Below are 12,102 nucleotides of genomic sequence, written 5' to 3'. Positions count from 1 at the left end.
GCACCCGGGTCCACCTGGCGGCGGACAGCACGTCGGCCGCCCGTGGTCGGGCGGGACCGCCGGGGCCGGTGTCCGACGTCGCGACCGGCTGGGCCAGCGCCGTGTGGGCCACACCCAGCAGGTGGTGCAGCGTCTCCGGCGGCTGGTCCAGCACGCCGAGTACGTCCCGGACACGCTGCAACGGCAGCCCGCCCACGTCGACCAGGGCCCGGATGAGCCGGAGCCGCGCCACGTGTCCCTCGTCGTGTGCGGCCCGGGTCGCCGATCGAGCCTCGCCCGCGGGCAGCAGCCCCTCCCGCAGGTCGTACTCGATCGTCGGGACCGGCGTCCCGGACACCCGTGACAACTCCGAGATCCACACCAGGACACCCCACTGGCATTGGACAGCCGTCCCGGCCGCCGCACCCACCGCCACGACGGCCCGCTGGTGCTGTTCCTGGTGGGCATGGGGATCAACCGCCCACCGGTGTCTGCGGCGTACGGGGTGCTCCCGGTGGCGGGCCACCGGAACACCGCCGCGCAGCGGCTGGCGACCGCCGCCCGCTGACCCGGGACGGGATCAGCTGGTCGGGGCCGGCTCGGTGCTCTCCGCCGGGGCGCTCTCACTGGGCGCGTTCTCGCTCGGCACGGCGTCGGTGGGCACGGCGTCGGTGGGGGCCGGGCTGGTGGGCTCCGGGTAGTCCCCGGTGCCGTCCAGCGACCCCTCGGGCACCTGCACCGAGGTGATCGTCACGGTCTCGGCCGGCGCACCGTCCTGGCTGCCGTCCGCGGTGCCGCGGTCGACGATCGAGCTGATCACCGCCAGGCCGTCGCCGGAGACGGTGCCGAACTTGGTGTAGCCGGTGCCCAGCCGGGCGTCGGTGCCGGTGATGAAGAACTGGGAGCCGCTGGTCGACGAGTAGGGACCGGCATTGGCCACCACGACCGAGCCGGCCGGGATGGTGACCTGCCCCTCGGAGTCCATCTTCAGCTCCTCGGTGCTGCCCGGCTCGTCGGCGAAGGTGTAGCCGGGTCCGCCGGTGCCGGTCCCGGTCGGGTCACCGCACTGCAGGATGTTGAGCTGGCCCGAGTCGGTGACCCGATGGCAGGTGGTGTCGTCGAAGAAGCCCTGCGAGGCCAGCGACAGGAACGAGTTCACCGAGCACGGGGCGGCGGTGCGGTCCAGCGTGATCGGTACGGCGCCGTCGTTCAGCTCCAGCGTGACGTCGACCGTGCCGGAGTTCAGCGGCGAGAGGTTGCCGGGTGCCGCGACCTCCTTGGCCGCCGTCCCGGACGCGGGGTACGAGCACGGGGTGGTCGGCTCGGTGCTGGTGGAGGTCAGCGAGGTGCCGTCCGCGCCGCTGGCGGTGGTGTCGGTGGTCGACGGCCGGGTCAGCAGCCAGACGCCGCCGGCCACGACCAGCACCCCGGCCACCACGCCCACGATGATCAGCCGCTGTCGCCGGGCCCGCGCCTGCTGCTGCCGTCGCGCCAGCTGCCGTTGCAGTTTGCGCTTCGCGGCCTCGCGACGCTGCACGTTGTTGGGCACGGAAGGACCTCCACCACTGCTCGTCTGACCGGACCGCGCTCGCGGCACGGCCGTCCCGGTCCGGCGATGTGTCCGCACATCTCGCAGCCGGGCGTCCGGCCGCGAAGTCTAGGTGACCGACCTGCGCCGACCGGTGCGGACGAGCATGAGGACAGGCTGTGAGCAGCGCCGGCCCGATGACGTCAGGTGCGCTGATCCGGGCCGTTAGGGTGGCCGGGTGTTCATCGCGGGGTTCCCGGCCGGAGCGTTGCAGGCCAACTGCTGGGTGGTGGCGCGCTCGCTCGACGATCCGGACGAGGGTGTCGCCGAGGATGCCGGTGACGGTGCTGATCCTGACCAGGAGTGGCGGGACGGGGTGGTGATCGACCCCGGCCAGGAGGCGGTCGAACGCCTGGAGGCGCTGCTGGCCGAGCACCGCATCCGGCCCGTCGCGGTGCTGCTCACCCACGGACACATCGACCACGTGCACTCGGCGGCCGAGGTGTGCCGGTCGCACGGCATCCCCGCGTTCCTGCACCCGGCCGATGGGTCCATGCTCGACGACCCGCTGTCCTCGCTCGGCCCGCAGGGCAAGGTGTGGCTGGCCGGGGTGTCGATGGACGGACTGCGCCCGCCGGACACCCGCTCGATCGCCGACGGCGACCAACTGGACCTGGCCGGGTTGACCGTCGTCGTCGACCACACTCCGGGTCACACCGGCGGCTCGGTGGTGTACCGGGTGCCCGCGGCACCGGACCGGCCCGAGGTGCTGTTCACCGGGGACACGCTGTTCAACCGCGGCGTCGGCCGCACCGACCTGCCCGGTGGTGACACGGTGGCCCTGGCCCGGTCGCTGACCACCAAGCTGCTGACCCGCCCGGACGATGCGGTGGTGCTGCCCGGGCACGGTCCGACCAGCACCATCGGCGACGAGCGGATCGACAACCCGTTCCTGACCCAGCTGACGGTGGACCGATGAATCAGCAGGTGCCGTTCGGGGCGCCCAAGGGCGTTCCCGACTACGTCCCGCCGGTCTCGCGGCAGTTCGCCGCCGTGCGCGGCACGCTGGTCGCGGCGGCCGACCGGGCCGGGTACGCGCCCATCGAGCTGCCGGTGTTCGAGGACACCGGCCTGTTCGCGCGCGGGGTGGGGGAGTCCACCGACGTCGTGTCCAAGGAGATGTACACCTTCGCCGACCGCGGCGGCCGGTCGGTCACGCTGCGCCCGGAGGGCACCGCCGGCGTGATGCGGGCGGTGATCGAACACCGGCTGGACCGCGGCCCGCTGCCGATCAAGGTGGTCTACGCCGGCCCGTTCTTCCGGTACGAGCGACCGCAGGCCGGTCGGTACCGGCAACTGCAGCAGGTCGGCATCGAGGCCATCGGCTCGGACGACCCGGCGTTGGACGCCGAGGTCATCGCGGTGGCCGACGAGGCGTTCCGCGCGGTCGGGCTGTCGGGGTACCGGCTCGAGCTCACCTCGCTCGGTGATGCGGCGTCCCGCCCCGCCTACCGCGAGCGGCTGCAGGCCTTCCTGGCCGACCTGCCGCTGGACGAGCCGACGCGGGAGCGGGCCCGGATCAACCCGCTGCGGGTGCTGGACGACAAGCGCCCGCACGTGCAGGAACTGCTGGCCGACGCGCCGCTGCTGCTCGACCACCTCTCCCCGGAGAGCGACGATCACTTCCGCGAGGTGCGGGCCATCCTGGACCGCCTCGGCGTGCAGTACGTGCTGAACCCGCGGATGGTCCGCGGGCTGGACTACTACACCCGCACCACGTTCGAGTTCGTGCATCCGCAGCTGGGCGCGCAGTCCGGGCTGGGCGGCGGTGGCCGCTACGACGGGCTGATGGCCGAGCTGGGCGGCGCCGCGCTGTCCGGCATCGGGTTCGGCATCGGCGTCGACCGCACCCTGCTGGCCGCCCAGGCCGAGGGTGTGACGGTCGGCGACCCGAGCCGGGCCCAGGTGTTCGGGGTGCCGATCGGAGCGGGCAGCACGCCGGTGGTGGCGGTGCTGGCCGGCCGGCTGCGGGAGGCCGGGATCCGGACCGATCTGGCCTACGGCGGCCGGTCGCTGAAGTCGGCGATGAAGCAGGCGGATGCCTCCGGCGCCGTCGTGGCGCTGGTCGTCGGCGACCGCGAGCTGGCCGAGAACAACGTCGTGGTGCGAGATCTCGGCAGTGGAGAGCAGTGGACCGTGCCGGCCGACGAGGTGGTTGCCGCGGTCACCGCGCTGCTGGTGGACTAGCGGCGCCGCTTGTCGGACACGTCCGCGCCGGTCGGGTCGGACAGCTCGCGCTCCGGCCGGTCCGGGACGACGAGCAGCGGGTGCACCAGCGCCGCGAGCAGCCCACCCACCAACGGCGCCAGCAGGAAGACCCACAGCTGGCTCAGCGCGGTGCCGCCCTCGAACAGGGCGGGTCCGAGCGAACGCGCCGGGTTCACCGAGGTGCCGTCCAGCGGGATGCCGACCAGGTGGATCACGGTGAGCGCCAGTCCGATGGCCAGGCCGGCGAATCCGGGCGCCGCGGCCCGGTGCGTCACCTGGAGCACGACCAGGACCAACAGGAAGGTCATGATGATCTCGAGCAGGAAGGTGCCACCGGCGTTCTTGATGCCGGCGTCGGCGCCCCAGCCGTTGGTGCCCAGCGCGCCGGTCTGGTCGGTGACGTCGCCGACGCCCAGGACCAACTTGATCAGCGCGGCGCCCAGGATCGCGCCGAGCAGCTGGGCGACCACGTAGGCGCCGGCCTCGGCCGCGCTGACGCCCTTGCGGAGCAGTACGCCGAGGGTGACGGCCGGATTGACGTGGCAGCCGGACACCGGACCGATGCTGTAGGCCAGGGCGAGCAGCACGAACCCGAAGGCCAGGGCCACCCCCCAGGCGCCGATCCGGTCCAGGCCGAACACCGCCGATCCCACGGCGAAGAACACCAGGATCGCGGTGCCCACGAACTCGGCGATCACCTGACGCACCAACGAAGTCATCCTCGATCCCCCGGTCTGACGGTTGTGATCAGTATTCGGGCGGATCCCCGGCGCCGCGACTCGGCCGGTCGCACAGCGTCACCGACATGGCGTCGGCTTGACGCTCCATTCGAACGCATGTACGAATGACGGCATGCGATGGGAACGGCAGGCGGTGCGGGAGGACGATGTCGGGGCGCTGCCCGGGATGCGGCGCCTGGAGTCGGTGATGCCCGGCTGGCTGCGCAGCGTCCGGACGCCGGAGTTCGCCGGCGTCACCTTCCACGAGGTGCACTGCCGGTCCGGGCTGAACAAGGTGCCCGGCTCGTCACCCATGCCGTTCCGCTGGACCGTCAACCCGTACCGCGGCTGCACCCACGCCTGCGTGTACTGCTTCGCCCGCCGGACCCACTCGTACCTGGAGCTGGACCCCGGCGCCGACTTCGACGCGCAGATCGTGGTGAAGACCAACATCGGGGCAGTGGTGCGCCGCGAGGTGTTCACGCCGCGATGGCAGCACGAACAGGTCGCGATGGGCACCAACACCGATCCGTACCAGCGGGCCGAGGGCCGCTACCGGCTGATGCCGCCGGTGATCGAGGCGCTGGCCGACAGCGGCACGCCGTTCTCCATCCTGACCAAGGGCACCACCCTGGCCCGGGACCTGCCGCTGCTGGGCCGGGCCGCGCGGGACGTGCCGGTCGGCATGGGCGTCTCGCTGGCGCTGCTCGATCCGGCCCTGCAACACCGGCTGGAACCCGGGACCCCGGCGCCCAAGGCGCGGCTGGAGCTGATCCGACGGATCCGCGACGCCGGCCTGCCGTGCGGTGTGCTGGTGGCGCCGGTGCTGCCCCACCTGACCGACACCTCCGAACAGCTGGACGCGCTGATCGGCGAGCTGGCCGCGGCCGGTGTCACCGGGGTGAGCGCAGTGGCGCTGCACCTGCGGCCCGGGGCCCGCGAGTGGTTCTTCGCCTGGCTGCAGCGGGAGCACCCGCAGCTGGTCCAGCGGTACACCCGGCTCTACGCGGGTGGGGCGAACCTGCCGCGGGCCTACCGGGCGCAGCTCACCGAACGGGTCCGGACGATCGCAGCCGCGCACGGCATCGGCGGTGGGGGACTGCGACTGCCCGATCGGCCGGGCGGCCTGCCCGGCGACGAGGAGTCCTCGTTCCCGGACGGCAGCCTGCCGGCCGTCGCCACCGATGCCCCGGCCCTGTCGTTGTTCTGACCCGGCCCCGGAGCCGGCTCCGGCCGGTGACCCATCGGGTCACCGGCCGGAACCAGCTGCTCAGTGCCGCAGCTCAGTGGCGCGCACCGTACGAGCGGGCGCCCCGCTCGTGCCGGTCGCCGCGGTCGAACCGGTCGCTGCCGCGCCCCGGACCGGACCGACGCGGACCGCGGGATCCGCTCGGGCTGTGTCCGTGCGCCCCGTCGTCCTTGGTGACGCGCAGCCGCTGGCCGCTGACCGTGGCCCGGCTGATCCGCTCGGCGGCGTCCGCGGACAGCCCGCCCAGGATCTCGACCGTGCTGAACGTGTCGAAGATGTCGATGCGGCCGACGTCCTTGCCGTTCAGCCCGCCCTCGCCGGTGATGGCGCCGACGATGCCGGCCGGGCGCACGCCGTGGGCGTGCCCGACGGACAGCCGGTAGCGGGGACCGGCCTCGCCGCGCCGCTCGCGACGGGCCGGACCGCGGTCGCCGCTGCGCTCGGGACGGTCGCCGCCGACGAACGACGCCGGCTTGGGCGTCTCGGCCGTGCGGGTGCCGTCGTCGCCGGCGGCCAGGGCCAGCAGCGCCACCGCCAGTTCCTGGGCGTCGGTCCCGGTGGCGGCGAGCTGCTCGGCCAGCACCCGGCGGTAGGTGGCCAGGCCGGGCCCGGCCAGCCGGGTCAGCGCCTGCTCGATGGTGCGACCGGCCACCACCCCGGCGACCTGGTCGGCCGTCGGCGGGACGACCTGCTCGAGCTTCTGCCGGGTGGCGCGCTCGATGGCGCGGAGCCGGCCGACCTCACGCGGGGTGAAGAAGGTCAGTGCCTCGCCGGTGCGACCGGCCCGGCCGGTGCGGCCGATGCGGTGCACGTACGCCTCGGGCTCACCCGGGGCGTCGAAGTTGACGACCAGATCGATGCGGTCGACGTCGAGCCCGCGGGCGGCGACGTCGGTGGCCACCAGCACGTCGAGCCGGCCGTCCTTGAGCCGCTCGATGATGCGCTCGCGCTCCTTCTGCGGCACGTCACCGTTGATGGCGGCGGCCGAGACGCCGCGGGCGATCAGCTCCGCGCCGACCTCGTCGCACGCGCCCTTGGTCCGGACGAACACGATGGTGGCGTCGGCGGTCGAGGCGGTCAGGTACCGGCACAGCACGTCGACCTTGTCGCGGAACGGCACCACCGCGTAGGTCTGGCGGACCGAGGACACGGTGGAGGACTGCCGGGCCACGGTCACGTCGACCGGGTTGTTCAGGTGCTTGGCGGCGACGGCGCGGATGGCCGGCGGCATGGTCGCGGAGAACAGCGCGGTCTGCCGGCTGGCCGGCGAGCCGGAGAGGATCCGGTCGACGTCCTCGGCGAAGCCCATGCGCAGCATCTCGTCGGCCTCGTCGAGCACCAGGTACCGCAGCTGGCCCAGCTGCAGGGTGCCGCGCTCGAGGTGGTCGATGACCCGGCCGGGGGTGCCGACGACGATCTGCGCCCCGTCGCGGAGCGCGGCGCGCTGCGGCAGGAAGCTGGAGCCGCCGTAGATCGGCACCACGGTCAGCGACGGCAGGTGCGCGGCCATGGCGCCGATGGCCTCGGCGACCTGGACGGCCAGCTCGCGGGTCGGCGCCAGCACCAGCGCCTGGACGGCGCGCACCGTCGGGTCGACGGTGGCCAGCAGGGGCAGACCGAACGCGGCGGTCTTGCCGGTGCCGGTCTGTGCGATACCGGTGATGTCCCGGCCCTCGAGCAGGGCCGGGATGGCGGCGGCCTGGATGGCACTCGGCGTGGTGTAGCCGAGGTCGGTGACGGCGCGCAGCAGGACGGCGGGCAGGCCCAGCGTGGAGAAACCGGGCTCCGGATCGGACTCGTGCGAGTCGGAGCCGGACACGTCGAGATCGTCGGCTTCGAGCTCGGGGCTCGCGGTGACCGCGGTGCCGGTGACCTCGGCGGTCAGCAGGTCGGTCTCGGTGATGACATCAGAGAGTTCGGGCAGGACGGGAACAGCAGACAACGAATGAACACCCATCGACGAGGCTGAAGTGGCGGACGGCGGTCGGGATGACGGACGTCGGTCGCAGCCCGGATGAGTGAACTTCCACATGGGCGCCTGCGACGCACTTCAAGAACGATTCAGTGTAGCCGGACACCCGCGCCGACGTCGATGCCCCGGCCGGGGGAGCGCTGTGCGTCCGGACACGCCTGTCACACGGCGGGGCGGGCCGACGCGGTGACCGTGCGGTCCAGCGTGGACGCCCCGAACAGTGCGCCGAACGCGATGGGCGCCTGGTTGCTGCAGGTGGCGGTGACCGCCCCGGCGACCGCGGTGATCGACACGGCGACGTCCGGACCCCGGACGGCCAGGTGGTCGCGGGCGGCGGTGACGGCGGCCGGGCCGATGGGCAGGTCCGCCCGCACCCCACCATCGGCGTAGACCAGCCGGTCGACCGCGCCTGCGGCGGCCGCGGCGGCACCGTCGCAGAGCCGTTGCAGTCGCTGGCCGGCCAGGAACGCCGATCCGGCCGCGGTCACCCCGACCGACAGCAGCAGCAGGCAGGCGGCCATGCCGATGATCAGCGGGGTGACCGAGCCGCGGTCGCGTGCGGCACGGGTTCGGGACACGTGGACGAACGCTAGGAGCGCCGGCCGGCCGGGTCGAGCCGGTTCCCGCCGATGGGGACGCCCTCGCCGCCGACGGGTGGCGGCCGCCGGTCGGTGCGTGGAGCGCTCACCCGGTCGGGGCCCCGGGTCCCGGGCCGGGACGACGCCTCTGCCACCGTGGGCGGGTGCGTCCCGGTCCGGTGCCGGGCGGCGAGGAGGACGACGGTGGCGCCTGACCTGACCGGGGACCTGGGCGACGTGCTCGGGGTGTTCGCCCATCCGGACGACGAGGCCTACCTGGCGGCCGGGCTGCTGGCCCGGGCGGTCGACGCCGGGCGCCGGGTCACCTGCATCACCGCCACCCGGGGCGAGGCCGGGTTCGGTGTCGACGACCCGCGGCCCCCGGCCGACCGGGCGGCGGTCCGGACGACCGAGCTGGCCGCCTGCCTGGCCATCCTCGGGGTCACCGACCACCGCTGGTTCGACTACCCGGACGGTGGGTGCGCCGGGGTCGACGACGCCGAGGCGGCCGACCGGATCGCCGCGGTGGTGCGCGAGGTCCGGCCGGACACCGTGCTGACCTTCGGGCCGGACGGCGGCACCGGCCACCCGGACCACGTCGCGGTCTGCCGCTGGACGACCCTGGCGCTCTCGACGCTGGCAGATCCGCCGCGGCTGCTGCACGGCACCAAGACGCGCCGGTGGACCCAGGAGGTGTTCGGCGGGACGGCGCCGGCCGGCGTGATGATGGTCGACGGGTTGGAACCGGAGCGGGTCGACGAGGCTGACCTGGCCGTGTGGTTCACCTGCGACGACGAGCTGCTCGACCGCAAGATCGCGGCGCTGCGCGCGCAGGCCAGCCAGGTCGAGCCGTTCATCGCCGCGGTCGGGTTGCCGACCTACCGCGCGTTCAACCGGGAGGAGTTCTTCCGCGCGCCGACCGCGGCCGACGCCGGTGAGATCGAGCGGGCCCGCGGCTGGGCCCGCTGAACGGTCGGCGGGGGTTCCCGCCGGGCGGACCGGCGGCCGGTGGCAGCCGGCGGTGGACGCGAGGACACTCGGCCGTGCCGACTGCCGCGCACCACTCCGGGAGGTCCACCGCATGATCACCGACAAGGGCGTCGCCGTTCCCGAGGACATGGCCGAGGCGCTGCGCCGGGACCCGGCCGCGCTGGCCGCGTTCGAGGCGTTGCGGCCGGACGACCAGCGCACCTTCGTGGACTGGGCCACCGGCCAGGCCGCGACCCGGACGGAGCGGCTCGCCGAGATCGGCGCCCACGTGCAGCGTCACCACCGGCGGCCGTCGGCGACGAGCCTGCCCGCCGAGTGACAGGATCCGACCCGGGGCGACCCGGGGCGCGGGGTCCGGTCGCGGGCGTGTTCGGCGGTTCCACCCGGCGACTAGGATCGCCGGGCGGCTCGTGCCGCTGCTGACCAGGCTCGTCTCGCCGATTGGACGTCGCTGCTGTGCTCCGTGATCGCCGTGCCGGTTCCCTGCGTGCCTCCGACGCCGACAGCACCGTGGTGCTGGCCGGCTGGGTGGCTCGCCGACGAGATCACGGTGGGGTGATCTTCATCGACCTGCGCGACGCCAGCGGCGTGGTCCAGGTCGTCTTCCGGGAGGGCGAGCTCGCCGAGCAGGCCCATCGGCTGCGCGCCGAGTACTGCCTCCAGGTGGTCGGGACGGTGGACGTCCGGCCGGAGGGCAACGCCAACCCCGAGCTGCCCACGGGCGAGATCGAGGTCACGGCCACCTCGTTCACCGTGCTCGGTGAGGCGGCGCCGCTGCCGTTCCAGATCGACGACGCCGACAAGGGTGGCAGCGTCGGCGAGGAGACCCGGCTCAAGTACCGCTACCTGGACCTGCGCCGGGCCGAGCCGGCCGGGGCTCTGCGCCTGCGCAGCTCGGTGAACCGGGCGGCCCGGGCGGTGCTGGACGACCGCGACTTCGTCGAGATCGAGACCCCGACGCTGACCCGGTCGACGCCGGAGGGTGCCCGGGACTTCCTGGTGCCGGCCCGGTTGCGCCCGGGCAGCTGGTACGCCCTGCCGCAGTCGCCGCAGCTGTTCAAGCAGCTGCTCATGGTGGCCGGCATGGAGCGCTACTACCAGATCGCCCGGTGCTACCGGGACGAGGACTTCCGCGCCGACCGGCAGCCCGAGTTCACCCAGCTCGACATCGAGATGTCGTTCGTGGACCAGGACGACGTCATCGAGCTGGCCGAGGCCATCGTCTCGTCGCTGTGGCGGCTGATCGGCCACGACATCACCCTGCCGCTGCCGCGGATCACCTACCGCGAGGCGATGGACCGCTACGGCTCGGACAAGCCGGACCTGCGGCTGGACCTGGAGCTGACCGAGCTCACCGAGTACTTCGCCGCCACCCCGTTCCGGGTCTTCGCCGGCAAGCCGTACGTCGGCGCCGTGGTGCAGCGTGGCGGCGCGGCCACCCCGCGACGCGGGTTCGACGCCTGGCAGGAGTGGGCCAAGCAGCGCGGTGCCCCGGGCCTGGCGTACGTCACCATCCAGCCGGACGGGACCCTGGCCGGGCCGGTGGCCAAGAACATCACCGAGGACGAGCGGACCGGGCTGGCCGCCGCGGTCGGCGCCCAGCCGGGTGACGCCATCTTCTTCGGGGCCGGTACGCGCCGGGCCACCCAGGAGCTGCTGGGCGCGGTCCGCAACGAGATCGGCCGTCGGGACGGGCTGATCGACGAGTCGGCCTGGGCGTTCTGCTGGGTGGTGGACGCGCCGCTGTTCGAGCCGGCCGGTGAGACCACTGATGTTGCAGTCGTGGCCTCCGCGCAGTGGACTGCCGTGCACCATGCGTTCACCTCGCCCAAGCCCGAGCACCTGGACACCTTCGACAGCGACCCGGGCAGCGCACTGGCCTACGCCTACGACATCGTCTGCAACGGCAACGAGATCGGTGGCGGCTCCATCCGCATCCACCGCCAGGACATCCAGGAACGGGTGTTCGCGGTGATGGGGCTGAGCGAGGCCGAGGCCCGCGAGAAGTTCGGCTTCCTGCTCGACGCGTTCTCCTTCGGTGCGCCGCCGCACGGGGGCATCGCCTTCGGCTGGGACCGCATCGTCATGCTGCTGGCCGGGGCGGACTCCATCCGCGAGGTCATCGCGTTCCCCAAGTCCGGCGGCGGGTACGACCCGCTGACCGCGGCGCCGGCACCGATCACCCCGGCGCAGCGCCGTGAGGCCGGCGTCGATGTCCAGCCCGCCGTACAGCCGCAGAAGCCCGCCGCACCGCCGACCACCTGACCCACCGGGATGCTCCACGTCCGGGTGCTCGTCCCGGCGGCACTGACCGCCTCGGTGCCGGACGTGCTGCGCGGTCGGCCTGGCCCGGCACCGGCCCGGGCTCATCCGTCGGGGGCTGGTCACCCTGGTCGTGGGCTTCGCGGTCGCCATGCTGGCCACTGCGGCCGCCGCCTGGGTGGGATCCCGCGCCGGCTGCTGCCGCCCGACGTGCTGTCGTTCGTGGTGGCGGTGCTGGCCGGGACGGCCGGGGTGCTGTCGTTGCTCGGTCGCCAGTCGACCGCGCTGGTCGGGGTGTCCATCTCGGTGACCACGGTGCCCGCGGCCGGATGGGTGGCGGTCGGCACGATGCTCGACGAGTGGGACCAGGTCCGCGGGTCGCTGCTGCAGCTGGTCATCAACCTGGGCGGGATCGTGACGGCGGCCACCGGCACGCTGCTGGTCCGGGACGCGGCCAACCGTCGCATCCTGCGACGACGCCGCCGGCAGACGGCGGCGGACTGATCGCCGGCGACGCTGCGCGTCCGACCGGCTGCGGAAGGTCACCATCCGTGCAC

At 73.6% G+C, this 12,102-nt stretch carries 12 protein-coding genes and 1 pseudogene; 8 read left to right on the top strand and 5 right to left on the bottom strand.

Features of this window, described 5'->3' with window-relative positions:
* Positions 1 to 169: 169 nt before the first annotated feature.
* Positions 170 to 361: pseudogene (locus tag JL106_RS22450) on the bottom strand (MerR family transcriptional regulator); the annotation flags it as partial.
* An 18-nt stretch (positions 362 to 379) separates the two neighbouring features.
* On the opposite strand from JL106_RS22450, the gene JL106_RS06970 reads away from it, so the two are divergent.
* Positions 380 to 547, top strand: coding sequence for a hypothetical protein (locus JL106_RS06970; RefSeq protein ID WP_205259952.1), 168 nt, complete (start codon positions 380 to 382; stop codon positions 545 to 547).
* Positions 548 to 559: 12 nt separating this feature from the next.
* On the opposite strand, the gene JL106_RS06965 is transcribed toward JL106_RS06970, so the two are convergent.
* On the bottom strand, positions 560 to 1,528 hold the full coding sequence (locus JL106_RS06965; protein WP_328841621.1) for a peptidylprolyl isomerase: 969 nt from the start codon (positions 1,526 to 1,528) through the stop codon (positions 560 to 562).
* A 217-nt stretch (positions 1,529 to 1,745) separates the two neighbouring features.
* Between JL106_RS06965 and JL106_RS06960 the strand changes: the two genes are divergently transcribed.
* Together JL106_RS06960 and hisS are read left to right on the top strand one after the other, a co-directional pair.
* Positions 1,746 to 2,486 (top strand): MBL fold metallo-hydrolase, encoded by a 741-nt coding sequence (locus tag JL106_RS06960; protein ID WP_205259951.1) that lies wholly within the window; start codon positions 1,746 to 1,748, stop codon positions 2,484 to 2,486.
* Complete coding sequence (hisS, locus tag JL106_RS06955; RefSeq protein WP_205259950.1) at positions 2,483 to 3,754, top strand: histidine--tRNA ligase; 1,272 nt, start codon at positions 2,483 to 2,485, stop codon at positions 3,752 to 3,754. The genes JL106_RS06960 and hisS overlap by 4 nt, the downstream gene beginning before the upstream one ends.
* Here the strand turns inward: hisS and JL106_RS06950 are convergent.
* Complete coding sequence (locus JL106_RS06950) at positions 3,751 to 4,494, bottom strand: MIP/aquaporin family protein (RefSeq protein WP_236006918.1); 744 nt, start codon at positions 4,492 to 4,494, stop codon at positions 3,751 to 3,753. The two genes, hisS and JL106_RS06950, sit on opposite strands and share 4 nt — an antisense overlap.
* A gap of 133 nt (positions 4,495 to 4,627) precedes the next feature.
* Between JL106_RS06950 and JL106_RS06945 the strand changes: the two genes are divergently transcribed.
* On the top strand, positions 4,628 to 5,704 hold the full coding sequence (locus JL106_RS06945) for an Rv2578c family radical SAM protein (RefSeq protein WP_205259949.1): 1,077 nt from the start codon (positions 4,628 to 4,630) through the stop codon (positions 5,702 to 5,704).
* A 73-nt stretch (positions 5,705 to 5,777) separates the two neighbouring features.
* Here JL106_RS06945 and JL106_RS06940 read toward each other — a convergent pair whose 3' ends face one another.
* Complete coding sequence (locus JL106_RS06940; RefSeq protein WP_205259948.1) at positions 5,778 to 7,700, bottom strand: DEAD/DEAH box helicase; 1,923 nt, start codon at positions 7,698 to 7,700, stop codon at positions 5,778 to 5,780.
* A gap of 176 nt (positions 7,701 to 7,876) precedes the next feature.
* Complete coding sequence (locus JL106_RS06935) at positions 7,877 to 8,293, bottom strand: pilus assembly protein TadG-related protein (protein WP_205259947.1); 417 nt, start codon at positions 8,291 to 8,293, stop codon at positions 7,877 to 7,879.
* Positions 8,294 to 8,497: 204 nt separating this feature from the next.
* On the opposite strand from JL106_RS06935, the gene JL106_RS06930 reads away from it, so the two are divergent.
* From JL106_RS06930 to JL106_RS06915, 4 genes are all read left to right on the top strand, one after another.
* Positions 8,498 to 9,262, top strand: a complete 765-nt coding sequence (locus JL106_RS06930; protein WP_205259946.1) for a PIG-L deacetylase family protein — start codon at positions 8,498 to 8,500, stop codon at positions 9,260 to 9,262.
* Positions 9,263 to 9,374: 112 nt separating this feature from the next.
* Positions 9,375 to 9,602 (top strand): YdeI/OmpD-associated family protein, encoded by a 228-nt coding sequence (locus JL106_RS06925; protein WP_205259945.1) that lies wholly within the window; start codon positions 9,375 to 9,377, stop codon positions 9,600 to 9,602.
* A gap of 137 nt (positions 9,603 to 9,739) precedes the next feature.
* On the top strand, positions 9,740 to 11,548 hold the full coding sequence (gene aspS, locus JL106_RS06920; RefSeq protein ID WP_205259944.1) for an aspartate--tRNA ligase: 1,809 nt from the start codon (positions 9,740 to 9,742) through the stop codon (positions 11,546 to 11,548).
* A gap of 207 nt (positions 11,549 to 11,755) precedes the next feature.
* On the top strand, positions 11,756 to 12,049 hold the full coding sequence (locus JL106_RS06915; protein ID WP_205259943.1) for a DUF389 domain-containing protein: 294 nt from the start codon (positions 11,756 to 11,758) through the stop codon (positions 12,047 to 12,049).
* Positions 12,050 to 12,102 lie beyond the last annotated feature (53 nt).

It is taken from the genome of Nakamurella leprariae (assembly GCF_016918035.1).
Lineage (GTDB): Bacteria > Actinomycetota > Actinomycetes > Mycobacteriales > Nakamurellaceae > Nakamurella > Nakamurella leprariae.
This window is presented reverse-complemented; position numbering and strand designations above follow the sequence as displayed.

Bases quoted from the DNA above. Each gene is read 5' to 3' on its own strand.
- hisS (WP_205259950.1), top strand. From the start codon at position 2,483: ATGAATCAGCAGGTGCCGTTCGGGGCGCCCAAGGGCGTTCCCGACTAC.
- JL106_RS06925 (WP_205259945.1), top strand. From the start codon at position 9,375: ATGATCACCGACAAGGGCGTCGCCGTTCCCGAGGACATGGCCGAGGCG.
- JL106_RS06940 (WP_205259948.1), bottom strand. From the start codon at position 7,700: ATGGGTGTTCATTCGTTGTCTGCTGTTCCCGTCCTGCCCGAACTCTCT.
- JL106_RS06945 (WP_205259949.1), top strand. From the start codon at position 4,628: ATGCGATGGGAACGGCAGGCGGTGCGGGAGGACGATGTCGGGGCGCTG.
- JL106_RS06950 (WP_236006918.1), bottom strand. From the start codon at position 4,494: ATGACTTCGTTGGTGCGTCAGGTGATCGCCGAGTTCGTGGGCACCGCG.